20 protein-coding genes are annotated in these 23,584 nt (G+C 70.2%); 7 read left to right on the top strand and 13 right to left on the bottom strand.

Translation table 11 applies throughout. The annotated features are described in order from the left end of the window. Positions 1 to 158: 158 nt before the first annotated feature. Positions 159 to 1,151 carry a Tim44 domain-containing protein gene (locus E4T13_RS27960; RefSeq protein ID WP_137181618.1) on the bottom strand — a complete coding sequence of 331 codons (993 nt, stop codon included), beginning with the start codon at positions 1,149 to 1,151 and terminating at the stop codon, positions 159 to 161. Between the two features lie 115 nt (positions 1,152 to 1,266). Here E4T13_RS27960 and E4T13_RS27955 point away from each other — a divergent pair, with 115 nt between their 5' ends. Both E4T13_RS27955 and E4T13_RS27950 read left to right on the top strand, forming a co-directional pair. Then, positions 1,267 to 2,865 carry an ABC transporter substrate-binding protein gene (locus E4T13_RS27955; RefSeq protein ID WP_240791328.1) on the top strand — a complete coding sequence of 533 codons (1,599 nt, stop codon included), beginning with the start codon at positions 1,267 to 1,269 and terminating at the stop codon, positions 2,863 to 2,865. A gap of 287 nt (positions 2,866 to 3,152) precedes the next feature. Beyond that, on the top strand, positions 3,153 to 4,448 hold the full coding sequence (locus E4T13_RS27950; RefSeq protein WP_137181617.1) for a calcium-binding protein: 1,296 nt from the start codon (positions 3,153 to 3,155) through the stop codon (positions 4,446 to 4,448). A gap of 78 nt (positions 4,449 to 4,526) precedes the next feature. Here the strand turns inward: E4T13_RS27950 and E4T13_RS27945 are convergent, their stop codons facing one another. From E4T13_RS27945 to thrC, 4 genes are all read right to left on the bottom strand, one after another. Beyond that, positions 4,527 to 5,531: a sulfotransferase family 2 domain-containing protein gene (locus tag E4T13_RS27945; RefSeq protein WP_137181616.1), complete on the bottom strand. Its 1,005-nt coding sequence runs from the start codon at positions 5,529 to 5,531 to the stop codon at positions 4,527 to 4,529. Further along, positions 5,528 to 6,859, bottom strand: a complete 1,332-nt coding sequence (locus E4T13_RS27940; protein WP_137181615.1) for a TldD/PmbA family protein — start codon at positions 6,857 to 6,859, stop codon at positions 5,528 to 5,530. The genes E4T13_RS27945 and E4T13_RS27940 overlap by 4 nt, the downstream gene beginning before the upstream one ends. Before the next feature lie 166 nt (positions 6,860 to 7,025). After that, positions 7,026 to 8,291, bottom strand: a complete 1,266-nt coding sequence (locus tag E4T13_RS27935) for a pitrilysin family protein (protein ID WP_137181614.1) — start codon at positions 8,289 to 8,291, stop codon at positions 7,026 to 7,028. 14 nt (positions 8,292 to 8,305) lie between these two features. Continuing rightward, positions 8,306 to 9,712: a threonine synthase gene (gene thrC / locus E4T13_RS27930; protein WP_137181613.1), complete on the bottom strand. Its 1,407-nt coding sequence runs from the start codon at positions 9,710 to 9,712 to the stop codon at positions 8,306 to 8,308. A gap of 96 nt (positions 9,713 to 9,808) precedes the next feature. On the opposite strand from thrC, the gene E4T13_RS27925 reads away from it, so the two are divergent. The 4 genes from E4T13_RS27925 to E4T13_RS27910 all read left to right on the top strand — a co-directional run bounded on the left by E4T13_RS27925 (position 9,809) and on the right by E4T13_RS27910 (position 13,812). Next, positions 9,809 to 10,840 (top strand): ABC transporter ATP-binding protein, encoded by a 1,032-nt coding sequence (locus tag E4T13_RS27925; RefSeq protein ID WP_137181612.1) that lies wholly within the window; start codon positions 9,809 to 9,811, stop codon positions 10,838 to 10,840. 38 nt (positions 10,841 to 10,878) lie between these two features. After that, the gene (locus tag E4T13_RS27920) at positions 10,879 to 12,024 is read left to right on the top strand and encodes an extracellular solute-binding protein (protein ID WP_137181611.1); all 1,146 of its coding nucleotides are present in this window, start codon (positions 10,879 to 10,881) and stop codon (positions 12,022 to 12,024) included. Then, positions 12,021 to 12,905, top strand: a complete 885-nt coding sequence (locus tag E4T13_RS27915) for an ABC transporter permease (RefSeq protein ID WP_137181610.1) — start codon at positions 12,021 to 12,023, stop codon at positions 12,903 to 12,905. The genes E4T13_RS27920 and E4T13_RS27915 overlap by 4 nt, the downstream gene beginning before the upstream one ends. A gap of 97 nt (positions 12,906 to 13,002) precedes the next feature. Continuing rightward, positions 13,003 to 13,812 (top strand): ABC transporter permease, encoded by an 810-nt coding sequence (locus E4T13_RS27910; protein WP_137181609.1) that lies wholly within the window; start codon positions 13,003 to 13,005, stop codon positions 13,810 to 13,812. Here E4T13_RS27910 and E4T13_RS27905 read toward each other — a convergent pair. The 6 genes from E4T13_RS27905 to E4T13_RS27880 all read right to left on the bottom strand — a co-directional run bounded on the left by E4T13_RS27905 (position 13,754) and on the right by E4T13_RS27880 (position 20,743). Beyond that, on the bottom strand, positions 13,754 to 15,622 hold the full coding sequence (locus E4T13_RS27905) for an SUMF1/EgtB/PvdO family nonheme iron enzyme (protein ID WP_137181608.1): 1,869 nt from the start codon (positions 15,620 to 15,622) through the stop codon (positions 13,754 to 13,756). The genes E4T13_RS27910 and E4T13_RS27905 overlap by 59 nt on opposite strands. Next, on the bottom strand, positions 15,619 to 16,002 hold the full coding sequence (locus tag E4T13_RS27900) for a VOC family protein (protein WP_137181607.1): 384 nt from the start codon (positions 16,000 to 16,002) through the stop codon (positions 15,619 to 15,621). The genes E4T13_RS27905 and E4T13_RS27900 overlap by 4 nt, the downstream gene beginning before the upstream one ends. A 2-nt stretch (positions 16,003 to 16,004) precedes the next feature. Beyond that, positions 16,005 to 16,841, bottom strand: coding sequence for an ABC transporter permease (locus tag E4T13_RS27895; protein ID WP_137181606.1), 837 nt, complete (start codon positions 16,839 to 16,841; stop codon positions 16,005 to 16,007). After that, the gene (locus E4T13_RS27890; RefSeq protein ID WP_137181605.1) at positions 16,838 to 17,851 is read right to left on the bottom strand and encodes an ABC transporter permease; all 1,014 of its coding nucleotides are present in this window, start codon (positions 17,849 to 17,851) and stop codon (positions 16,838 to 16,840) included. Before E4T13_RS27890 ends, E4T13_RS27895 begins: the two co-directional genes overlap by 4 nt. Positions 17,852 to 17,863: 12 nt before the next feature. Then, complete coding sequence (locus E4T13_RS27885; RefSeq protein ID WP_137181604.1) at positions 17,864 to 19,432, bottom strand: ABC transporter substrate-binding protein; 1,569 nt, start codon at positions 19,430 to 19,432, stop codon at positions 17,864 to 17,866. A 75-nt stretch (positions 19,433 to 19,507) separates the two neighbouring features. Continuing rightward, a complete protein-coding gene (locus E4T13_RS27880; protein ID WP_137181603.1) occupies positions 19,508 to 20,743 on the bottom strand; it encodes an argininosuccinate synthase in 1,236 nt (411 codons plus the stop codon). Between the two features lie 229 nt (positions 20,744 to 20,972). Here E4T13_RS27880 and E4T13_RS27875 point away from each other — a divergent pair, with 229 nt between their 5' ends. Beyond that, positions 20,973 to 21,995 (top strand): hypothetical protein, encoded by a 1,023-nt coding sequence (locus tag E4T13_RS27875; protein ID WP_137181602.1) that lies wholly within the window; start codon positions 20,973 to 20,975, stop codon positions 21,993 to 21,995. On the opposite strand, the gene E4T13_RS27870 is transcribed toward E4T13_RS27875, so the two are convergent. Next, on the bottom strand, positions 21,981 to 22,586 hold the full coding sequence (locus E4T13_RS27870; RefSeq protein WP_240791327.1) for a DUF2585 domain-containing protein: 606 nt from the start codon (positions 22,584 to 22,586) through the stop codon (positions 21,981 to 21,983). The genes E4T13_RS27875 and E4T13_RS27870 overlap by 15 nt on opposite strands. 1 nt (position 22,587) lies before the next feature. Then, positions 22,588 to 23,568: a tripartite tricarboxylate transporter substrate binding protein gene (locus E4T13_RS27865; RefSeq protein WP_137181601.1), complete on the bottom strand. Its 981-nt coding sequence runs from the start codon at positions 23,566 to 23,568 to the stop codon at positions 22,588 to 22,590. Between the last annotated feature and the right edge of the window lie 16 nt (positions 23,569 to 23,584).

Below are 23,584 nucleotides of genomic sequence, written 5' to 3'. Positions count from 1 at the left end.
CGGGGAGCTTGAAGCTCCCCGAACCCCCACATTCGTGTTTCAACGCAGAAGGGGAGGGGGCGAAAGCCCCCTCCCCTTCTGCGTTAAGCGGACGCGGGTCCAGGGGCCTCAGGCCCCTGGTCGGGGTGCAGGGGGCAAGGCCCCCTGCCACGCCGCCCTCACCCCGTCTGCTGGATCGCCGACAGCACCCACTGCGTGCCCGGGCGGCGGGTGAAGGTCCAGAGCTCCGTCGCCGTCTCGCGGTTGGTCGGGTGGCCCTCTACCACGCGGCCCTGCGCATCGGTGGTGACCTCCACCATCGAGAAGCGCATCGCGACCGTAGCGTATTCCTGGCCATCGGGCTCCGCCCAGGCCTGGGAGAGGTCACCGGCCTCGAGCTGCACGTCGCGCGCCGTGTTGGTCCAGCCGCGCGCCTTCAGATCCTCGAGGTCCTGGGCGAAGTAGCGCTCCATCTCCGGCGTGGAGATCCGGCGCAGCGTCGGCAGGTCCTGGCGCGACCAGGCGTCCTGCACCTCGACCAGGCGCTGGCCGAAGGTGTCGAAATCGGCGGCGCCGATCTCGATCGGGCGGACCTGCGGCACGCTGCCGCGCCCGCCGCCGCCGACCGCGCCCATCGGACGCGGCCCGGTGCCACCGTGCATCTCCCGCGCCAGGCCCTGGGGACCGCCGGCCATGGCGGGCTGACGGTTGCCGCGGATCAGGCGCATGACCAGGAACACCAGGCCCGCGATCAGCGCGATCTGCAGGAGCAGGCCGAGGAAGCCGGCGAAGCCGGCCAGGCCGCCGAACAGGCCGGAACCGCTCAGCAGGCCGAACAGGCCGGCGCCGAGCAGACCGCCCATCAGCCCCGCCATCAGCGGGTTGCGGCTGAAGAAGCCGCCCTGCGCGCCGGCAGCGACCGGCGGACGGGTGGCGGGCTGGTTCACGCCCGGCGCGGGCCGCGGCGTTTCGGTGCGCTGGAACTGGCTGGCCGTGCCGGGTGCGGTGCGGGTGGCCGGCGGCGCCGAATAGGTCTGGCTGCCGCGGCTGCCCGCCGATCCGCGGCCACCGGCACGCGCCTCCGCCACTGCCGGCGCAAGCGCCAACGCGACCACGGCGAAGGCGGCGAACAGGGCCGCGCCGCGCCGGCGGGTGGAAGCTCGGTGGAACATGGGTTCGGGCGTCTCCATGGGTTTGTGACAGGGAATATAGGTGGTGTTCATCCGGATTGCGATGCCACCCCCTTCGGCCCCAGGCTGAGCGCATTCAACCTGAAGGAGATCGGGCATGCCCGGACGAATGCGGTGGCGGCTGGGGGCAGCCGCGGCGGCGCTGCTGGCGCTCGGGGGCACGGCCGCGGCCCAGCAGGCGCCGAACCGGGTGTTCCGGCTGGCCACCAGTGTGGACGCGGCGACGCTGGACCCGCACGCCACCAACGCGCTCTTCACCTTCCTGGTGGTCCACCAGGTCTATGAGGGGCTGACCTGGCGCGGCGACGACCTGAAGGTGCAGCCGGCCCTGGCCACGTCCTGGCAGCAGATGGAGCCGACCCGCTGGCGCTTCACGCTGCGCGACGGCGTCCGCTTCGCCGGCGGCGAGGCCTTCGATGCCGACGACGTGGTGTTCTCGATCCAGCGGGCGCTGCTGCCGACCTCCAACTACGGGATCTATGTAGACACGGTGGCGGGGGTCGAGGCGCGCGACCGGCTGACGGTCGACGTGATCACCCGCGTCCCCGATCCGGTCATCCCCGACAAGATGACGCGCGTGATGATCATGGACCGCGGCTGGTCGGAGGCGAACCGCGCGACGGCGCCGCAGAACTTCGCGCAGCGGGAGGAGACCTTCACCGTCCGCAATGCCAACGGCACCGGTCCCTACGTGATCCGCGCGCGCGAGGTGGACCAGCGCACGGTGATGGTGCGCAACCCGAACTGGTGGGGCTGGGCCGCCAATGCCGCGCGCGGCAACGTCACGGAGTACCATCACATCACCCTCACTTCCGACGCCACGCGCATCGCCGCGCTGCTCTCGCGCGAGGTGGATTTCGTGCATGTGGTGCCGGTGCAGGATGTCGCGCGCATCCAGCGCGACGCGCGCCTTCGCGTGCTGGAGGGGCAGGAGAACCGCACGGTCATGGTCGGCATGCGACAGGACCTGCCGGAACTGACCGGCAGCGACGTGCGCGGCCGCAACCCGTTCCAGGATTTGCGCGTGCGCCAGGCCATGGCGCATGCCCTGGACCTGGATGCGCTGCGCCGGGCCACGCTGCGCGGCCAGGGGGTGCCCACCGGCAGCATGTGGACGCAGTTCGTCAATGGCTGGTCGGAGCAGACCGACCGCCGCACGCCCTTCGATCCCGCCCGCGCCCGCGCGCTGCTGGCCGAGGCCGGCTATCCGAACGGCTTCAGCGTGCCGATGGATTGCCCCGTCGGCACCTATGACGAGGCGTGCCAGGCGATCGCGGCGATGCTGGCCCGCGTGGGCATCCGCGCGCAGCTGACGATCCATCCGAACGCGGTGTTCAGCCAGCGGCTGCGGCGGCAGGAGCCGATGCTCTACATGCTGAGCTGGGGCGTGCCGACCTTCGACGCCAGCTACACGATGCGCGCCGTCATGGCCTCCCGCGGTGTCGGCGGCGCGGCGACCTGGAATGCAGGCGGGTATTCCAACCCGGCCTTCGACGCGCTGCTGCCGCGCATCGACGCCGAAGGCGATCCGGAGACGCGACGCGCACTGATCCGGGAGGCGCATGCGATCCACAACGCGGATCTCGGCCACATCCCACTATACCACATGATGATCCCCTGGGCGCATCGCACGGGGGTGAACGTGACGCATCGCGCCGACAATCAGGTGCAGGTGCGCGAGATCGTGGTGGACTGATCGCGCAGGGCCGGAGGCGGCGCCTCCGGCTCCCTGTCGCCGCGCCTTCTCCGCGCATTCCACTCACAAGATCCGGCGCCTGCCGGCATTTCCGCATAGGGCGCGTGCAGGCCTGCTCGTTCCATCGGGCACAGTATTCCCATTAACAAATGAGCGCCCGATCGAAGAGGCGCAGGTTTCCATTGCTTCGCCACTAATAGCCATCCCGGCAAAACTGGCGAAACAACTGAAACATTCGCTTCTCCGTGGCGGGTATTGCAACCCCGTTCCACAGGAGGACCAGAGTCATGTCCAACGCACCCCCGGAAGTCACCCCCGTCATCGTGCAGGGCACGAGCGGCAACGACGTGCTCGATCAGCCGGCAGGCGTCGTGTTCATGTACGGCTATGCCGGCAACGATCTCTTCCTCGCCCGCAGCGCGGTCAACGGCATGGACGGCAACGCCTTCTTCTACGGCGGTACCGGCACCGACCAAGTCAGCTACATCAACTCCACGACGCGCGTGAACGCGGATCTCGCCGCCGGCACCGTCGCCCAGCAATGGCCGAACGGCACCGGCTGGGAGTTGGACACCCTCGACAGCATCGAGAATTTCCGCGGCTCGCTGCTGCCGGACGAGATCCTCGGCAACCATGTCGCCAACCGCCTCTGGGGCGATGGCGGCAACGACACCATCGATGGACGCGACGGCGCCGACACCGTCGATGGCGGCAACGGCCATGACTCGCTCGAAGGCGGGGAAGGCAACGACGTGCTGCTCGGCGGCGCCGGCAACGACTGGCTGAAGGGCGAGAACGGCAACGACCGGCTCGAGGGCGGCAGCGGCAACGACTACATCCATGGCGGCGGCGGCACCGACACGGCGGTGTTCAACACCGCCGGCAGCGTGGTGATCAATCTCGGACTTGGCAGTGCCGTCAGCGACCTCGGCAATGACAGCCTCTACAGCATCGAGAACATCGTCACCGGCGCAGGCAGCGACGTGCTGTTCGGCAGCACCGCGCACAATCGCATCGAGAGCGGCGGCGGGCACGACTACGTGGATGCCGGCAGCGGCAACGACGTGGTCTATTCCGGATCCGGCGCGGACACCGTGCATGGCGGCTCCGGCCACGACACCATCCACGGCGACAACGCCACCGGCGGGCAGGGCAGTGATCGCCTGTTCGGCGATGCGGGCAACGACGTCATCGTCACCGGCGGGGGCAACAACACCGTGCGCGGCGGGCAGGGCGCGGACCAGGTCGTGCTGGGCTCCGGCCAGGACACGCTGCGCTGGGAGGTGGGCGACATCGGCCTCGACGAGATCCACGGCTTCGAGCTCGGCAAGGACCGCATCGGCTTCGCCGATGCCTTCTTCGGCGCCAATCTTGGCCCGGGCGATACGGCGGAGGACGTGCTGCTGGTGTTCAACGCGCCGGGTGTCGGTTCGCTGCTGATGGCGCAGTCGGCGTCGAACGGCTGGACAGCGGTCGCGCGCTTCCACGACGTCAGCGAGGCGGATCTGGAAGCGGCGATCGCCAATGGCTCGCTCTTCGGCGGCGCCGGCGGCTTCGGCGGTCCGGGGGATGTCTTCGGCTGAACCGGCCCGATGGCTGGAGGGGGCGTCAGCCCCACAGGTCTCAATCGGTCCGCCGAACAGACGACGCCGCCTGGCGCGTCAGCCGTAATGCTGGCGCGCCAGGCGGTAGAGCATGCGGTCGAGCTCGGTCAGCCGGCTGAGCTCGCGCTCCTCCTCCGGCGTGACCGCAATCTCGCGCGCCGGCTCCAGCATGGCATCCACCTGCTCGCGCGTATTCTCCCGCGTCAACGGCCCGGTATCCGGCAGGCCGAGCGCCTTCATCAGCTTCGGCCTGTCCTCCTCCAGCCGGTCCACGAAGGCGACGTAGTCGAAGGAGAGAAGATTGGTCAGCGCGCGATGCAGCAGCTCCGCCCGCGTCAGTTGCGGCTTGTCGGGAAAGTGCCGATGCGCATAGCGACCGCCGCCCGCATAGACGTAGTCGCCGGCCAGGATCGTCGTCATCGCGTTGTGCAGGTTGGCGCGCAGTTCCGGCGCCTTGCTGCGCAGGAACTCCAGCAGCGTGGACCGGCGCGCGATGGCCTGCTGCTCCAGCCGCCGCTCCGCGATCACCTCCTCGCGGTGGCGGGACCAGTAGACGTAGAGCGAGATCAGCCGCTCGCGCGGTTCGCGCAGCACGGTGAAGACGCGCTTGGGCCCAGGCACATGCGCCGCATCCACGGCCGAGAAATGGCCCGCGATCAGCCGGTAGGCCGCGAAATGCTCCACCGGGAACAGTGCGGGGCGGCCGAGCGGCTCCGGCCGCACCGTCCCGGGCGGGACCAGCGATTCAAGGCGCCGCCGCAGCGAATTTCCGGCGGTCTTCATGATGTGCAGGAAGACGATGCGCGGCGGCCCGTCCTCCTGCAGTTCCAGCGCTTCCCGTTCCTGCTGCTGCTGCGCCACCCATCGCGCCAGCGTGCCGGGCGCGTCGTTGCGCAGGCGCAGCATGAATTCGGGGCTGGCCATGATCCAGCGCCGCAGCGTCTCGATGTCGCCGGCGGAGAGCCCGTATTCATAGGCCCGCTCGTTTTCCGGCGGCCGGCCGAGCAGCAGGCGGTAGGCGAACTCCACCTCCTGCCGGGTGATCGCAGCCCCGCCGCTCATGCGCCGGCGAGCGTCATGCCTTCGATGCGGATGGTCGGCGCATCGCTGCCGCGGCGGAAGCGCAGGTCGTCCGCGGCGGTCATGTGGAGGAGCATGTCCTTCAGGTTGCCGGCGATGGTGATCTCGCTGACAGCCTCGGCCAGCGCGCCCTTCCGGATCATGAATCCGGCGGCGCCGCGGCTGTAGTCGCCGGTCACGCCGTTCACGCCCATGCCGATCAGGTCCGTCACGTAGAGGCCCTCGGCGATGTCCGCCATCAGCGCGGCCGGCGTCACGCTGCCCGCCTCCAGCCAGAGATTCGTGGGCGCCGGGCCGGGCGGGCCGCCCGTGCCGCGGCTGGCATGGCCCGTGGATTCCATGCCGAGTTGCCGCGCCGCGCGCCAATCGAGGATCCAGGTGGTCAGCACGCCATCCTCCACGATGGCGCGCGGCCGGCCCGCCATGCCCTCGCCATCGAAGGGGCGTGAGCGCAGGCCGCGCCGGCGCGTGGGGTCGTCGCGCACCGTCAGCCCCTTCGCGAGCACCTGCTGCCCGAGGCTGTCGCGCAGGAAGGAGGTGCCGCGCGCAACAGCCGCGCCGTTGATCGCACCGGTCAGGTGACCGAGCAGCGAGGCGGAAACGCGCGGGTCGTACACCACGGGAATGCGCGCGGTCTTCGGCCGGGTCGGGTTCAGCCGCGCCAGGGCCTTCTCGGCGGCCTTGCGGCCGATCTCCGCGGCGTCGTCCAGGTCTGCCAGATGCACGACGGAGGACCATTCGTAGTCGCGCTCCATCGCCGTGCCCTGGCCCGCCAGCGCGGTGCAGGACAGGCTGTGCGAGCTGCGCTGATAGGTGCCGGCGAAGCCGTTCGACATCGCCAGCGCGATGCGCACGCGACCCCAGGAGGCATCGGCGCCTTCGCTGTTGGTCACGCCCTTCACCGCAAGCGCCGTGTCCTCGGCCGCGGCCGCGCGGGCGATGAGCTGCTCGGCACTGGGCTCGGTGGGATCGAACAGGTCGAGCGGGCCGGCATCGCGCGGCGTGTCGAAGCGGTCGGGCAGGCCGCCATAGGGATCCTCCGGCACGACCTTGGCCATCGCCACCGCGCGCTCCGCCAGTGCGGCGAAGCCCCTGGGGTCGGGGTCGGTCGAGGAGACAATCGCCTGGCGCTTGCCGAGGAACACGCGCAGCCCGAGGTCCCAGCCCTCCGCGCGCTCCAGCTGCTCGATCTTGCCGAGGCGGCGGGAGACGGAGAGCGACGCGTTCTGCACCAGAAGCGCGTCCGCCGCATCGGCGCCGGCGCGCTTCGCGGCGGCAACGAGATCGGCGAGTCGGTCAAGATCGTTCATCGCATACCCTTCGCGGCGGAGCCGCTGCGGACGGGCAGGGCTGAGCCCCACCCGCCTTCGCTCTGCTCAGGCACCCTCCCCCGCTCCGCGGGAGAGGGATGAATGGCGCCCCCTGCTCCCTCTCCGGCGCAGCGGGGGAGGGTCGGGGTGGGGGCTTTCGCCCCCCTCACGCCGCCAGCTTCTCCGCGATGCTCGGCAGCGCCGGCACCTTGCCGGCAGGCCCCAGCGCCGCCAGGGTCGGCGTCGCCCGGAACATGCGCGCCGCGGCCGCCTGCACCTGCTCCACCGTCACCGCCGCGATCTTCTGCTTCGTTTCCTCCACCGGGATGATGCGGCCATGCACCTGCAGCTGCCGGGCAAGCTGCTCGCAGCGGCTGCCGGTGCTCTCGAGCGACATGAGCAGGGAGGCGCGGAGCTGGGCCTTGGCGCGGTTCAGCTCGTCCTCCGTCACGTCCTTCTGGACGCGCCGGAATTCCTCCAGCGCCACCGGCACCAGCTCCTCCGCCTGGTCCTCGCCGGTGCCGGCGTACACCGTGAACAGACCTGAATCCGCGAAGGGCGAGACGAAGGAATAGACGGAGTAGACCAGGCCGCGCTTCTCCCGGATCTCCTGGAACAGGCGGGAGGACATGCCGCCGCCGAGCAGGGTGGACAGAAGCTGCGTCGGGAAGTTCAGCGGGTCGGTCGCGGCGACGGCGGGGAAGCCGAACACCAGGTGCACCTGGTCGAGGTCGCGCTCCTCGCGGAACTCGCCGCCGGTGTAGCGCGCGCCCTCGGCAGCGGCGGGCACGGCATCCGGCAGGTCGGCAAAGTGCCGACCGACCATGTCCAGCAGGTCGTCATGCTCGATCGCGCCGGCGGCGGCGATCACCATGCGCTTGCCGCCGTAATGGCGCTGCATGTAGCCGGTCAGCGCCTCCCGCTTCATGTGCTTGATGGTGTCCTCGGTGCCCAGCACCGGCCGCCCCATCGCCTGCGCGGCATAGGCCGTGGCCTGGAAATGGTCGAAGACGATGTCGTCCGGCGTGTCGTTGGACTGGCCGATCTCCTGCAGGATCACGCCGCGCTCGCGTTCCAGCTCCTCCGGGATGAAGGTGGAGTGGCTCAGGATGTCGCCGATGATGTCGGCGGCAAGCCCCGCATCCTCCTTCAGCACCTTGGCGTAGAAGGCGGTGTTCTCGCGCGAGGTGTAGGCGTTCAGGTGGCCGCCGACATTCTCGATCTCGCGCGCGATGGCGGCGGCGTCGCGCTTGGCGGTGCCCTTGAAGGCCATGTGCTCGAGGAAGTGGGAGACACCGTTCTCCACCGCGGTCTCGTGCCGCGCCCCGGCATCCACATAGGCGCCGAAGGAGACGGTCTCGACCCGCGGCATCTTCTCGGACACCACGGTCAGGCCTGACGGAAGCCGCGTCAGTCGGATGGCATCGGTCATGTCGGTCCTTGTCGTCACGCCGTGTTGCGGCGCGCATGCGCCCGGACGAAGCCCTCGATGGCGTCGAGCTCCGCGGGCAGTCGGGTGAAGCGCTCAGGCCTGTCATATAGGTCGGCCAGGCGCGATGGCAGCGGGGGCGAGATGCCGGTGGCCTTGTGCACGGCATCCGGGAATTTCGCGGGGTGGGCCGTGGCGGCGACCACCATGGGGATGGCGGGGTCGGTCGGCGGCACGGCAAGGGCGGCGGCGGTGCCAACGGCGGTGTGGGGATCTGCCAGGTAGCCGCAGTCCCGCCACAGCCGGCCGATCTCCTGCAGCGTGCCGGCGTCGTCCAGCGCGAAGCCGCGGAAGATCTGGGTCGCCTCGCTCCAGGCGGTGTCGGGGATCGGCATCCGGCCCTCGGTGCGGAAACGCCGCATGGTCTCGGCGGTCGCCCCCGCATCCCGGTGCAGCAGCTCGAACAGCAGCCGCTCGAAATTGGAGGAGACCTGGATGTCCATGGACGGCGAGAGGGAGGGCTCCACCGACCGCACCGTCATGTCGTTGGCCGCCAGGAAGCGGGTGAGGATATCGTTGCGGTTCGACCCCACGATGAGCTGCGCGATCGGCAGCCCCATCCGCCGCGCCGCCCAGGCGGCGAGCACATTGCCGAAATTGCCCGTGGGCACGCTGAACGCCACTTCCCGGTCCGGCGCGCCCAGCGCCAGGGCGGAGGCCACGTAATAGGGAATCTGCAGAGCGACGCGGGCCCAGTTGATGGAGTTCACCGCCGCCAGCTTCATCTCGCCCCGGAAGGGCGCGTCGGCGAACATCGCCTTCACCAGATCCTGGCAGTCGTCGAAGCTTCCGGAGATGGCAAGGTTGGCGACGTTCGGCGACAGCACCGTCGTCATCTGCCGCCGCTGCACCGCGGAGGTGCGGCCCTCCGGGTGCAGGATCACGATGTCCACCGCCTCCCGGTCCCGGCAAGCCTCAATGGCGGCCGAGCCGGTATCGCCGGAGGTGGCGCCAACGATCGTCACCCGCTCCCCCCTGCGGGCCAGGGTGGTGTCGAACAGCAGGCCGAGCGCCTGCATCGCCATGTCCTTGAAGGCCAGCGTGGGCCCGTGGAACAGCTCCAGCGCGAAGACCCGGGTGTCGAGCTGGACCAGCGGGCAGACGGCCGGGTGGCCGAAGCCGGCATAGGCCTTTTCCAGCAGGGGCTTCAGCGCCGCCTCGTCCGGCTGGCCGCCGGTGAACAGCGCGAGGACGCGGGCGGCGAGCGCCGGATAGGGCAGGCCGCGCAGGGCGCGCCATTCGGCGGTGGTCAGCACCGGCCAGGTCTCGGGCACGAACAGCCCGCCATCCTCGGCCAGGCCGGCGAGCAGGACGCCCTCGAAGTCGCGGGGCGAGGCCTCGCCGCGGGTGGAGATGTAGCGCATCCGGCCAGATGTAGTCCGGCCGGGCGGGCACGGGGAGGGGGCAGGTGCCCTGCCCGCTTCCCGCCCGGCATGGCGCGGGATAGCCTCGCCCCTGGGATGGAAACGACACCGCGTCGCGGCACCGACCTGACGATCGAGGCGCTGGCCGTCGCCTATGGCCGCACCCGCGTGCTGCACGAGGTCTCGCTGGCCGTGGCCGCGGGGGAATTTGTGGCGCTGCTGGGTCCCTCCGGCTGCGGCAAGACCACGCTGCTGCGCGCCATCGCCGGCTTCGTGCAGCCGACCGCCGGCCGCATCCTGGCGGGCGGGCGGGACATCACGGCCGCGCCGCCGGAGAAGCGCGGCGCGGCGATGGTGTTCCAGTCCTACGCGCTCTGGCCCCACATGAGCGTCGCCAAGACCATCGGCTATGGGCTTGCCGTGCGCGGCTGGGACAAGGCGCGCATCGCCGCGCGCGTCGAGGAGATGCTGCGGCTGCTGCGGCTCGAGGGCCTCGGCGCCCGCCTGCCGGCGCAGTTGTCCGGCGGGCAGCGCCAGCGCGTCGCGATGGGGCGCGCGCTCGCCGTGGACCCCGAGATCCTGCTGCTGGACGAGCCGATGTCGAACCTCGATGCCCGCGTGCGCGAGGGCGTGCGGCACGAGTTGCGCGCCTTGCAGCAGGCGCTCGGCATCACCGCCATCCATGTCACCCACGACCGGGAGGAGGCGATGATCCTCGCCGACCGGATCGTGGTGCTGGAGGAAGGCCGCATCGCCCAGGCCGGCCCGCCGGAGGAGCTGTGGCACCGGCCGGCCAACGCCTATGTCGCCGACTTCCTCGGCGCCACCAACCGGCTGCTCGTACCGGGCGGGGTGGTGATGTTCCGCCCCGAGGAAGCCCGGCTGCTCGGCGGGGACGAGACGCTGGACGGCCCGGTCTTCGACGGCACGGTGGCGCATTGCGCCTATGCCGGCGGGCGCTGGCGCGCCGCCATCCGCATCGGCGCCGAGGAGGCGCTGGTGGACGTGCCGGAGCGCATCGCGCCGGGCGCTTCCGTACGGCTCGGCATTCCTACGGCCGCCGCGCATCGCTTCCCTGACACGCCCGCGTCACCGCATCGTCATCGGGACTACGCCGAGGCCGGATAGGAACCGGCCCGGCCATCGCACAGAGGAGGAAGACCCAGATGAACCGTCGTTCCCTGCTTCTCGCATCCGCCGCCATCGCCGCGGCGCTGCCGGCCGCCGCCCAGCAGCGCGTCACGCTCAACGTGATGACGGCCGGCGACCAGAACATGGTGGACTACATCACCGACTATCTCGGGCCCATGTTCGCCCGCCAGAACCCGGGCGTGACCGTGCGCGCCGTGGGCACCGGGCCGGGCGACGCCGGCAGCCAGCGCATCTGGGAAAGGCTGGAGGCGCAGCGCCGCGCCAATGCGCAGTCCGTGGACGTGGATGTTGCCGTGGTGCACCAGGCGATGGCGGGGCGCATGGTGAGCGAGGGCCTGCTCACGCGCTATCGCGACCAGGCCAACACCGGCAACCTGGCCACCAGCGCCGTCACGCGCAATGCGCTGGGCCAGAACGTGGACGGCTACGTCATGCCGATGTTCAACAGCCAGGTCGCCATCGCCTACAATCCGGCGCGCGTGCAGAACCCGCCCACCAGCTTCCAGGCGCTGGAGGAGTGGGCGAAGCAGAACCCCCGCCGCTTCGGCTACAACGGGATCCGCGGCGGCATGTCCGGCGTGGGCTTCGTCTTCGGCTGGGCCTACGCCTTCGGCCCGGACCAGAAGCGGCTGATCGAGGGGCCGTACACGGCCGACGCCGTTGCTGCGCTGACACCGGCGCTGCAGCGGCTGCGTGAGTTCAACCGCACCGTCACGATCACGCCCGGCAATGCCGGCACGCTGGACGCGCTGAACCGCGGCGAGATCGACATGGGACCGGTGTGGATGGACATGTTCTACACCTGGCAGTCGGAAGGCCGGCTGAACCCGAACATGCGCCTGGTGCTGCCGGCCAGTGGCCTGCCGGGCCAGCCGATGTACTACGTGATCCCCGACAAGGCCGCGCATGCCGACCTCGCCCGCAAGTTCATCGAGCTGGCGACCAGCCCGCAGGTGCAGGCCGAGGGCATCGTGAAGCGCTTCAACTGGCTGCCCGGCATCGACGCGCAGCATGTGCGCCAGCATCTCGACCAACAGACCTGGGGCCGCCTGTTCCGCGACGTTGGCCCCGACCAGCTTGCCGCCGGCGCCCGCCCGATGCCGCAGGCGGATTTCTTCAAGGCCATCCAGGAGGCGTATGAGCGGGTGGTGATGAATTGAGCAACAACTCCCTCCCCCGCAGTGCGGGGGAGGGTCGGGGTGGGGGCCGCGCAACCTTCCTCACCCGCCTCTTTCCCTATCTCCTGCTCGCGCCGGCGCTGTTCGTCGTCGGCGCCTTCTTCCTGCTGCCGCTCGGCTTCTCCGTGGCGGGCGCCTTCGAGGGCAAGGAAGGACCGACGCTCGACAACATCGGGCGCGCCGTGGGGCTGTATCGCACGGACCTGCTGTTCACGCTGCTGATCGTCGCGCTGTCCACCGCGCTGATCGGCGCGGGCGCGATCGCCATCGGCGGCTACCTCACGCTCGGCCGCAACCGCACCGCGCGGCGCATCCTGGCGGCGCTGTATCGCTGGCCGCTGTTCATCCCCTTCATTGTGGCGGCACAGGCGATGCGCGGCTTCATCGGGCAGAACGGCTTGATGAACAACACGCTCATCTGGCTCGGCCTGATGCCGCAGGACTGGGCACAGAGCTTCCTGGACTGGCGCGGCATCATCATCACCTTCGTCTGGAAGCAGCTTCCCTTCGCGACGCTGCTGGTCGCCGGCGCCATGGCCGCGCTGGACCGCGCGGGGATCGAGGCGGCGCAGAACCTCGGCGCGGGGCGCGCGCGCATCCTGTTCGGAATCGTGATCCCGCAGGTGGCGCGGAACATCATGGTGGCGCTGGTGCTGAGCTTCGTGACGATGATGTCCGTGCTCTCCGTGCCGATCATGATCAGCGGCCAGAGCCCGACCATGCTGACCGTGGCGATGGCCTGGCGCATCAACGCGATGGGCGACTACGGCACGGCGAATGCGCTCGGCCTGATCGCCTGCATCGCGAGCGGGCTGGTGGCCTGGGCGTGGCTGCGCAATTCGGTGCGGGAAGCGGGACGTTGATGTGCCCTCAAGCGCCGGGCGGCGGCTCCGCCGCCTTGGCTCGCCGCATCGGCGGCGGGCCGCATTCGCGGCCTCGGCCCGTAAGGCGGGCCGCGACGTGAGGACCGGCATCGCCTGGTGGCTGCCGCGCGCCTTGCTGCTCGCGGCCTTCGCCTTCTTCATCTTCGGCCCGGTCGCGAACCTGCTGCTGTGGAGCGTGGCGGAGGCCTGGTTCTGGCCGAACCGCCTGCCCTCCCAATACGGCTTCCGCTACTGGGAGCGCGTGTTCCGGCCGGAAGGCCAGGCGATGGAAAGCCTGTGGCTCTCCATCTGGATCGCCTCGCTGACGACGCTGCTGTGCCTGGCGGTGTCCATTCCGGCGGCCTGGGCGCTGGCCAAGGCGAAGCTGCGCTGGCGCGCGCTGATCCTGCTGCTGTTCCTGCTGCCGCAGGCTTTCCCGAACCTGCCCGTCTACATCAACATCGCCCGCATCTTCTTCACCTTCGACCTGAACGGGACGGTGCTCGGCGTGGTGCTGGTGCATGCGGCGCACGGCCTGGTCTATTCGATCTGGATCGCGACGGCGGCATTCAGCGCGATCGAGGACGATCTGGAACTCGCCGCGCGCAACATCGGCGCCAGCGCGCTCACCGCCTTCCGCACCGTCACGCTGCCGCTGGCCGCACCCGGCATCGCCGCAAGCGCGATCTTCGTCTTCCTGGAATCGCTCGACGAGTTCACCGCCAGCTACTTCGTCGGCGCGCCGGAGGTGCGGACGCTGCCGCTGCTGCTGTTCAGCGCCGCGGCCGGCGGCAACATGCAGATCGCCGCGATCACCGCGCTGATCCTGCTGGTGCCGAGCATCGCCTTCATGCTGCTGGTCGAGCGCTTCCTGCGTGCCGAGGTGCTGGCGCGGGTCGGGAAATGACGACGCGAAAGCCGTTGCCGCGCCAGGAGCCCGCGGGCTCCAGGCTGCCGCGATAGGTGCAGGTCGCCTTCTCGGCACCGGACGAGAAACACCCGCCGCGCAAAACGCGCCGCACGGACGGCGCGGCATCGGCGTCCTCGCGGCCATCCGATGCGTCATAGGGGTAGCGGAAGGTTGGCGTGGCCATGTCCTCGCCCCAGTTGGTGCTGCACCACTCCCACACCTGGCCTGCCATGTCGTCGCAGCCGAAGGGCGAGCGGCCGGCGGGAAACAGGCCGACGGCGCAGCGGTCGTTCAGCCCCGCTTCCTCGGAATTGCAGCACAGCGCCGCCCAGGGGCCCGACCAGGGATAGACCTGCGCATCGGCGGCCGGCTGCGCACCGCGCGCGGCGCCTTCCCATTCGGGCTCCGTCGGAAGGCGCACGATCTCCTCCGCCGCGATGCGACCCTCGTCGCGCCAGATCGGCGTGAGCCAGGCGCAGAAGGCGCGCACATCGTGCCACGAGAGATCCGTCGCGGGTGCATTCGCCATCGTGGGATCGCGCCCATCGGCGGAGGTCCAGGCGCGGCCCGTCGCGTCCACGAAGCGGGCATAGAGCGCGTTGGTCACCGGGAAGCGCGCGATCCGGAAGGGCGCGAGCGTGACGCGGTGCGGCGGCGCGGAATTCGGATGCAGCGCCGATCCCATCGCGTAGTCGCCGCCCGGCACGGCGACGAGCTCCGCGAGATCGCGCGGATCGCCCAGCCGCGCCAGGTGCCGCCCCGCACGGATGCGCGCGGGCAGCGCCAGGTCGTCGCGCGCGATGGCGGCGGCCAGCGCATCGCGCAGCGCGGGGATGGGCGGCGCGATGTCGGCGGCGAGCACGGCGAGGTCGCTGCGTCTGGTCGCCAGCAGTGCCTCGGCCAGCGGCGCATCGCCGCGCAGGTGGCGCAGCGTGGCGTGCCAGCGCCGATCGGCGGCAAGCTGCGCAACGTCCTGCACGGGCAGGGTCGCGATGTGCCGCGCGGCCAATCGTTCCAGCACGAAGCGCCGGCCGAGCGTCGGGTCCGCCGGCGACACACCGTCGCGCAGCGCCGCGAACGCGGTCGCGGCGTGCGGCGCGAGATCGTGCAGCGACACGCCCGCGACGGCGAGCGACATCATGCCAGGATGCGCTGGAAGATCTTCGGGCCCGCCATGCCGCGCGCGCCACGCGGCGCGCTGCGCCGGCAGGAACGGCAGCAGGCGATGGCGCCGCACGCCGGGCGGGATCGGCCAGGCGCCGCAGGCCTCCGCATCGCCGAGCAGGATGGCGCGGCGGCCGCGTGCGGCGAGATCCGCGAGCAGCGCGGCACCGCCCTCCCCCAGCGTCTCGGCCTCGTCGATGATGACCCGTCCGTCGTCGGGAAGCGTCGCCACCGGCGCCGTCAGCAGATGAGGCAGGATGGGCGCCGCCCAGGACTCCCGCACGAGCGTGCCCGCTTCGTCGCGCGGCACGTCGGAGGCCAGCGTCGCCAGGTTGAAGCGCGCATCGCCCAGCGCCTCGCCGGCCAGGTGCAGCGCGAGGCGCCGCGCCAGCACCGTCTTGCCGGACCCGGCCTCGCCCACCAGCAGCAGCACCGGTGCGTCCTGCGCGACTTCCAACGCAGAGAAGTACTGCGGCGGGTGCGGCGTGGCGTCGCGCAGGCGGCGCAGGCCCTTCGCTTCCTTGTCCTCGAAGCTGAAATCCACGAGCGCGGGTATGCAGCCTTCCGCCAACGTCACCGCGCGTCCGTCACGCACGAACAGGATCGTGGCGGCGCAGTGATCGAGCAGCGCGCGCAGGCTCATCGGAACAGCGCCGCGACCTCCGACGAACGAAAATGCTGCACCTGCAGCGCGTAGCCGGCGGGGTCCTCGAAGAAGAAGAACTTGTCGCACCAGGTGGCGCTGCGGATCTCCGTGAGGTTCGGCACGCCGGCGGCGGCGAGCTTCGCATGCCAGCCCTCCACGTCGTCCGTCACCATGCAGAACAGCGCCGCGGATTTCGGCGTGGTGCGCAGATGGCCCTTGTTGCCGTCGACGATGCCGAAATAGCTGCGTCCGACGCGATAGATGCGCGCCAGCCCCTGGTCGACCATCAGCTCGAAGCCCAGCGTCTGCTCGTAGAAGGGCGCGATGGCCGCGATGTCGTCGTAGTAGAAGAAGGTGATGGCGTAGTCCGCTTGCATGCTCACGACTCCTGCGTGCGCCGGCGCGGGTTGAACCAGTCGCCCAGCGCGTCGCCAATGAGGTTGAAGGCCAGCACGGTCAGCAGGATCGCGCCACCCGGCGCCAGCGCGGCCCAGGGCGTCTCCCGCAGGTACTGCAGGCTGGCGGAGACATCCGCGCCCCATTCCGGCGCCGGCGGCTGCGCGCCGAGGCCGAGAAAGCCGAGGCTCGCCGTCTGCAGGATCGCGCTGCCCACCGCCAGCGAGGCCTGCACCAGCAGCGGCCCGATGCCGTTCGGCAGCACATGCCGCCACAAGATCGCGCGCGTCGTGCTGCCGCAGGCGATGGCGGCCTCGACATAGGGCAGCACCGAGATGGACAGCGCCTGCGCCCGCGCGAGCCGCGCGAATTGCGGCGCCAGCGCGATGGCGACGGCGAGCATCGCATTGGTCAGGCTCGGCCCCAGCGCGGCCGCCAGCGCGATGGCCAGCACCAGGGAGGGGAAGGACAGCATCGCATCCACGAAGCGCATCATCGCCATGTCCGCCCAGCCGCCGAGATAGCCGGAGAGCAGACCGAAGGCGGTGCCGAACACGAAGGCCAGCGCGACCACGCCGACGCCAATCGCCAGCGTGGCGCGCCCCCCGCTCAGCACGCGCGAAAGGACATCGCGACCGAAGAAGTCGGCGCCAAGCAGATGCTCCGCGCTGGGCGGCGCAAGCCGTTGCGCCATGTCGATGGCGATGGGCGAGGGAGCAAGGAGCGGCCCTGCCAGCACGGCCAGCAGGATCGCCGCCAGCAGCGCCGCGCCGAAGGCGGCCAGCGGGTTGCGGCGCAGGAAGCGCAGCGCCTCCGTCACTGTCCCACACGCCTGCGGATGCGCGGATCAAGCGCGGCGTGCAGCAGATCCACGCCGAGCGAGACCAGCATGAACAGCAGCGCGAAGACCAGAGTCGCACCCTGCACCACCGGATAGTCGCGGTTGCGGATGGCGTCGAACATGTAGCGGCCGACGCCCGGCCAGGCAAAGACCGTCTCGGTCAGGATCGCACCGCCCAGCAGCTCCGCGAACTTGATGCCGAGGACGGTCAGCGCCGGCAGCAGCGCGTTGCGCAGGCCATGTACGAAAACCACGCTGCGCTCCGACAGGCCCTTCGAGCGCGCGGTGCGGATGTAGTCCTCCGTCATCGCCTCCAGCATCGCGTTGCGCACGAAGCGCGCGAGCGTCGCCGCCAGGAAGGCGGCCAGCACCATCACCGGCAGCACCAGGTGGCGCGCCGCGTCCCAGGCGGCCTCGGGGTCGCCGGTGAGGAAGCCGTCCAGCACCGCGAAGCCGGTGACGGGATCGCCCAGGAAATACGGGCTGTTGCGGCCGGAGATCGGCAGCCAGCCGAGCCAGATGCCGAACACCAACTGCAGCAGCACCGCCAGCAGGAAGGCCGGCATGGAGACGCCCGCGAGCGAGACGATGCGCACGCCATGGTCCAGCAGCGTGTTCGCCCGGATGGCGGAGAGCACGCCGATGGGAATGCCGATCACCAGTGCCACCAGCGTCGCGCTGACCGCGAGTTCCAGCGTGGCGGGCAGGCGTTCGAGCAACTCCTGCGTCACAGCCGCGCCGCTCTTCAGGGAGCGCCCGAGATCGCCCTGAACAACGCCGCCGAGATAGGAGAAGAATTGCAGCAGAGGCGGCTCGTCGAGCCGCAGCTGCTCGCGCAGCACGGCGATCTGGTCCGCTGTCGCGCCCGGCCCGAGCAGCGTGGTCGCGGGGTCGCCGGGGATCAGGCGCGACAGCGCGAAGACGATCAGCAGCACCAGCAGCAGCACCGGCAGCAAGGCCAGCAGCCGCTGCGCGATCATGCGCCCCATGCGGGGCGCGCCTCAGCCCTTGCTCACGCTCCAGTATTCGTTCAGCGGCGGCGCGCTGTTCACCACCAGGCCCTGCACGCCCTTGCGGCGGAAGACGATCAGCTTCGGGCTGAACAGCCAGGCGGCCGGCGCGCGCGCCACGATCTCCGCCTGCACGCGGTGATACAGCGCCTTGCGCTGCTCGAAATCCACTTCGGTCTGCGCGCGGAGGATAAGGGAATCCAGCGCCTCATCCTTCGGCATGCGGAAGGTCATCGCGCTGTCTGCGAGCGAGGAGAGATAGCCGATGGTGATGTGCGCGTCCGGGTCGTTGTACCAGGGCTGGCGGCCATCCAGCGCGATCTCGTGCCGGCCCGCGACATGCAGCGCGCGATAGGCGGGGAACTCGGTCTGCGCGATCGTCGCCTCGATCCCCACTGCGGCGAGGTTCGCCTGCAGGAAGGTCGCGACCGCGCCCCAGAGCGCGCCCTGGAAGGAATACATGGTCAGCTTGAGCTGGCCCGGCTGGATTCCCGCCTCCGCCAGCAGCCGCCGCGCGGCGGCCGGATCGTGGCGAGGCGCGAGTTCGCGCATGCGCGTGTCGAAGGCCCAGGAGTTGGACGTCAGCGGCCCGTACACGCGATCCGCCGTGCCACCGAAGATGCCGCTCAGCAGCCCGTCATAGTCGATGGCGTGCTGGATCGCGCGGCGTACCCGCACATCCGCCACCGGGCTGTCCGGGCGATTGTTGTTGAATTCGAGCTGCCGGATGATCTGGCTCGGCACCTCGATCACCTCAATGTCGGGATTGCTGCGCAGTGCGCGCACATCCTGCACCGGCGGCGCGGCGAGCTGGCCGGACTGGTGCACGATGTCGAGCCCGCCATTCTCCAGCTCAAGGCGCCGCGTGGAGGCATCGGGGATGATGCGGTAGATGATGCGCAACAGCTGCGGCGCTCCGCGGAAATACTCGGGGTTCGCCTCGAGCACCACATCGGTGTCGCGGCGGTAGCTGCGGAAGCGGAAGGGGCCGGTGCCCACCGGGTTCACGTTGAACGCGTCGCCATGGCGCTGCCACGCCGTCGGGCTCGCGATGGCCGCCTGCGGCTGCGCCAGCAGCGAGAGGAAGACGGGCATCGTCTCCTTCAGTGTGATACGCAGCGCGAGCGGGCCGGTGGCCTCGATGCCCGCGATCGGGTCGAAGCTCGCGCGCATATAGGGGTTGATCGCCTTGGTGCGCTCTAGGGCGGCCTTCACCGCCGCCGCGTCGCAGGCGGTGCCGTCGTGGAACTTCACGTTCGGCCGCAGCGCGAAGTCGAACACCTTGCCATCGGCCGAGACGGTCCAGGACGCGGCGAGGCGGCCTTCCAGCGTGTCGAAGGCAGGCGCCTTCCATGCGACCAGGGTGTCGAAGACGTTGAGGATGATCTCGCTGCCGATCGGCTCGGCGCGGTTGGTGCCGGGTTCTAGATTGGCGGGATCGGAGGGCACACCGACGACCAGCGTGCGCTGGCGGATCTCGCGCGCCGACTGCGCCATGGCCGGGGCAGGCAGTGCCGCCGCCGCAAGCAGGGCTGCTGCCTGCCGCTTGCCGATCTTCATGCGTCGTTCCTTCGTGTCGGAGCGTCGAAGGCTACAGACGCACTCCGATCCCGGTCAAGAATGTAGCGGCGAGGGCTACAGACCCCCGCCCCGCCTTCCCGCCATGGCGCCAAGCCGCAGCCGCAGCGCGTTCAGCTTGATGAAGCCCTGGGCGTCGAACTGGTCGTATGCGCCCTGGTCATCCTCGAAGGTGACGTGCTTCATCGAATACAGGCTGTTCGGCGACTGCCGGCCGCTGACGATGGTGTTGCCCTTGTAGAGCTTGAGCCGCACCGTGCCGTTCACGCTCTTCTGGCTCTCGTCGATCAGCGCCTGCATCATCCGGCGTTCCGGCGCGAACCAGAAGCCGTTGTAGATCGCCTCCGCGTAGCGCGGCATCAGGCTGTCCTTGAGGTGCGCGGCCTCACGGTCCAGCGTGATGGATTCCATCGCGCGGTGCGCGACATACAGGATCGTGCCGCCCGGCGTCTCGTAGCAGCCGCGCGACTTCATGCCGACGAAGCGGTTCTCCACCAGGTCGAGCCGGCCGATGCCGTTCTCCTTGCCCAGCGCATTCAGCTTCGCCAGCAGCGCGGCGGGAGACAGGCGCTCCCCGTTGATGCCGACGGCGTCGCCGCGCTCGAACTCGATGGTGATCTCGGTGACCTTGTCCGGCGCGTCCACCGGGCTGATCGTGCGCTGCCACACCATCTCGTCCGGCGCATCCCAGGGCTCCTCCAGGATTTTCCCTTCCGAGGAGGAATGCAGCAGGTTCGCATCCACGCTGAACGGCGCCTCGCCGCGCTTGTCCTTGGCGATCGGGATCTGGTGCGCCTCGGCGAACTCGATCAGCTTCGTGCGGCTGGTGAGTTCCCATTCGCGCCAGGGCGCGATGATCTTGATGTCCGGCTTCAGCGCGTAATAGCTCAGCTCGAAGCGCACCTGGTCGTTGCCCTTGCCGGTGGCGCCATGTGCCACGGCATCGGCGCCGACCTGCTCCGCGATCTCGATCTGGCGCTGCGCGATCAGCGGGCGCGCGATGGAGGTGCCGAGCAGGTACATGCCTTCATAGAGCGCGTTCGCACGGAACATCGGGAAGACGAAGTCGCGGACGAAGGTCTCGCGCAGGTCGTCCATGAAAATGTTCTCGGGCTTGATGCCGAGCAGCAGCGCCTTGTCGCGCGCCGGGCCGAGCTCCTCGCCCTGGCCGAGATCGGCGGTGAAGGTCACCACCTCGCAGCGATAGGTGGTCTGCAACCACTTCAGGATCACGCTGGTGTCGAGGCCGCCGGAGTAGGCGAGGACGACTTTCTTCACGTCCTTGACGCGCATCTTGGTCCCCTGAGGGTAGGAAAAGGCGGCGGAACATGCCGCCGACGGGCCGCCGGGGCAAGGTCGCCCCCGGCGGGGCAGCACTCCTCCGCGGAACACACGCGACTTCCGTACCGCACTCGCGACAGCTGTGCACCGGACCGCTGTCCGGGCTGGACAAGGCTCGCGCGATCATGGTTCCCTTGATGACGGTATGTTGAAGTCAATATTCCGATATCTGACCCTGGCCGTGGTTCTCCTCGCTCCGGAGGCCCATGGCGACACGCCGCCCCTGCTGGACACCGCCCGCCCGCCTTTCCTGGCCGAAGCCGGGCGCGCCGATTACGCCCGCTTCCTGCTCCAGCCCACGCCGCGAGTCTTCGCCCTGTCGCGCGACGGCGCCTGGGGCTGGGCGGCCGCCATCGAGGATGATGCCACGGCCACCGAGGAACGCGCGCTGGAGAATTGCCGGACGTGGGGCGGCACCGGCTGCACGGTCTATGCACGCGACCTCGCCGTGGTCTGGCCCGGGCTGGAGGCGACGCTGCCCGCCGCACCGCAGCGCCCGCTCGCAAGTGGCGCCGGTTGGGCATTGCAGCCTGATCCCCGCTTCGTGTGGCATGGCCCGACGCAAGCGCGCGGCGTCTATCTCTGGGCGCATGGCCGTTCGCCCGGCGGCGCGGACAGCCGTGGTTCGCAACCGCAGCCGCATGTGCGGGCCTTCAACAATGCCGGCTATGACGTCATCCGCCTGGACCGCGACCCCGCGACGGACGAGACCGAGGCCGGCGCCGCCTGGATGCGGCAGGCGCTGCGCCTGCTGCGCCGTCAGGGCTACGCTCGCGTGGTCGCCGGCGGGCAGTCACGTGGCGCCTGGAACGCGTTGCAGATCCTTGACGAGCCGGGCCTCGCCGATGCGGTGATCGCGATCGCGCCGGCCGCGCATGGCCCGCGCGGCAGCCCCGCCCATGCATGGGCGCTGGATGATCTGCGCCGAATCGTCGCCTCGGCACACAGCCCGCGCACGCGCGTGGCAGTGGCGAACTTCACCGGCGACGAGTTCGATCCCGATCCCGAAGCGCGGGCCGAGATCTTCTCCGCCTTGCGCATGCGCAGCGCGGGGCTGCTGCTGCTCGACCGCCCTCGCGGAATCATCGGGCATGGCGGCGGCGGAGACTGGCGCTTCACCTTCGGCTATGCCGCCTGCCTGCTGGACTTCGCGGAGGGCCGCCGCGCGCGCTGCGGGCGCACGGAGGTGTCAGCCGCCCCCTGACTGCCAAGACTTCACGCTTTCCAGCGGCCAGAGCAGCATCAGCACGTTCAGCGTGAGGTTATCGCGGATCATCCAGCCGACGAACAACTCCATGGCCAGCACCAGCACGACGCTGAGCCACACAGGAAGCCGCGCGGCGAGCCAGAAGCCGACCCACATCGCGGCGATGTCCATGACCGAGTTGATAACGCTGTCGCCGAAATAGTCGAGCGAGATGGTGGTTTCGCGGTAGTGGCGGATCACCGCCTCGGTGTTCTCCACCACCTCCCAGGCGGCTTCCACCAGCGTGGCGAGGGCGAGGCGCGGCCAGAAGCCGGCGCGGCGCAGTACAAGCCAGGTGGCGGCGTAGAACAGGAAGCCGTGCACGATGTGCGATGGCGTGTACCAGTCCGTCAGGTGCTGCGAATTGCCGCTGCTGTTCACCTCGCCGTGCCAGAACGAGACATAGCCGCAGGTGCATATCGGCGTCCGCCCCATCCACAGCAGGATCGCCGCCGCCAGCGCGGCGATCCCGAGGACGAGCAGCGGCCAGAGCCCGGGCTCGTCCCCGGCCAGGCGGCCTGCGCGATGGTGACGGGCCGCCGGGCTCACCTCAGTTCACGGTGATCCGGGCCTCGCGGATGACGCGGCCCCATTTCTCCGATTCGCTGCGGATGAGGGCTGCGAGCTCGGCGGGCGTGGAGGAGACGGCATCGGCGCCGGCGGCCGCCAGGCGCTGCTGGGTGGCGGGCTCGGCCAGCGATTCGCGGATCACGGCGTTGAGCCGCTCGATCGCCGGGGCGGGCGTACCGGCCGGCGCCATCACCGCGCCCCAGGAGGTCGCCTGCGCTTCCGCGAGCCCGGCTTCCGCCATGGTCGGCACGTTGGGCAGCAGCGCGGAGCGCCGCGGGCCGGTCACGGCCAACGCCCGCACGCGACCCGCCTGGATCATCGGCAGGGCGGAGGGAAGCTGGTCCAGCATGAGCTGCACATTGCCCGCCACCGTATCGTTCAGCGCCGGCGCACTGCCGCGATAGGGCACGTGCTGCATCTCCACGCCCGCCGCCAGTCGGAACAGCTCCGGCACCAGATGCGTGGAGCTGCCATTGCCGCCGGAGCCGAAGGAAAGCTGCCCCGGCCGGGCCTTCAGCAGCGCCACCAGCTCCTGCACCGTCTGCGCCTGCACTGCCGGATTCACGATGACGACGTGATCGGTGGTGAAGGCCATGGAGATGCCGGCCAAGTCGGTGACCGGGTTGAAGGTCATGTTGCTGTAGAGATGCGGGTTGATGGTCAGCGTGCCCGTCGTTCCCATCAAGGTGGTGTAGCCATCGGGCGCGCTGCGCACGACATTCTCCACGCCGACATTGCCGGCGGCGCCCGTGCGGTTCTCGACCGTGACGGGCTGGCCGAGCTTCGCCTGCATGCGCTCCGCCAGGATGCGCGCGACCACGTCCGTCGCGCCCCCGGGCGGGAAGGGGACGACCATGCGCATCGGGCGCGTCGGCGTCCAGGCCTGCGCAAGTGCGGCTGTCGGCAGAATCGGCGCCGTGAGCGCCGCGGCGAGAAGGCTGCGTCGCGATAGGGTTGTCATGGTTGCGTTTCTCCCG

It is taken from the genome of Roseomonas sp. AR75 (assembly GCF_005222815.1).
GTDB lineage: Bacteria > Pseudomonadota > Alphaproteobacteria > Acetobacterales > Acetobacteraceae > Falsiroseomonas.
Note: the sequence above shows the minus strand (reverse complement) of the source record. Positions and strands in the feature narration are given on the sequence as shown.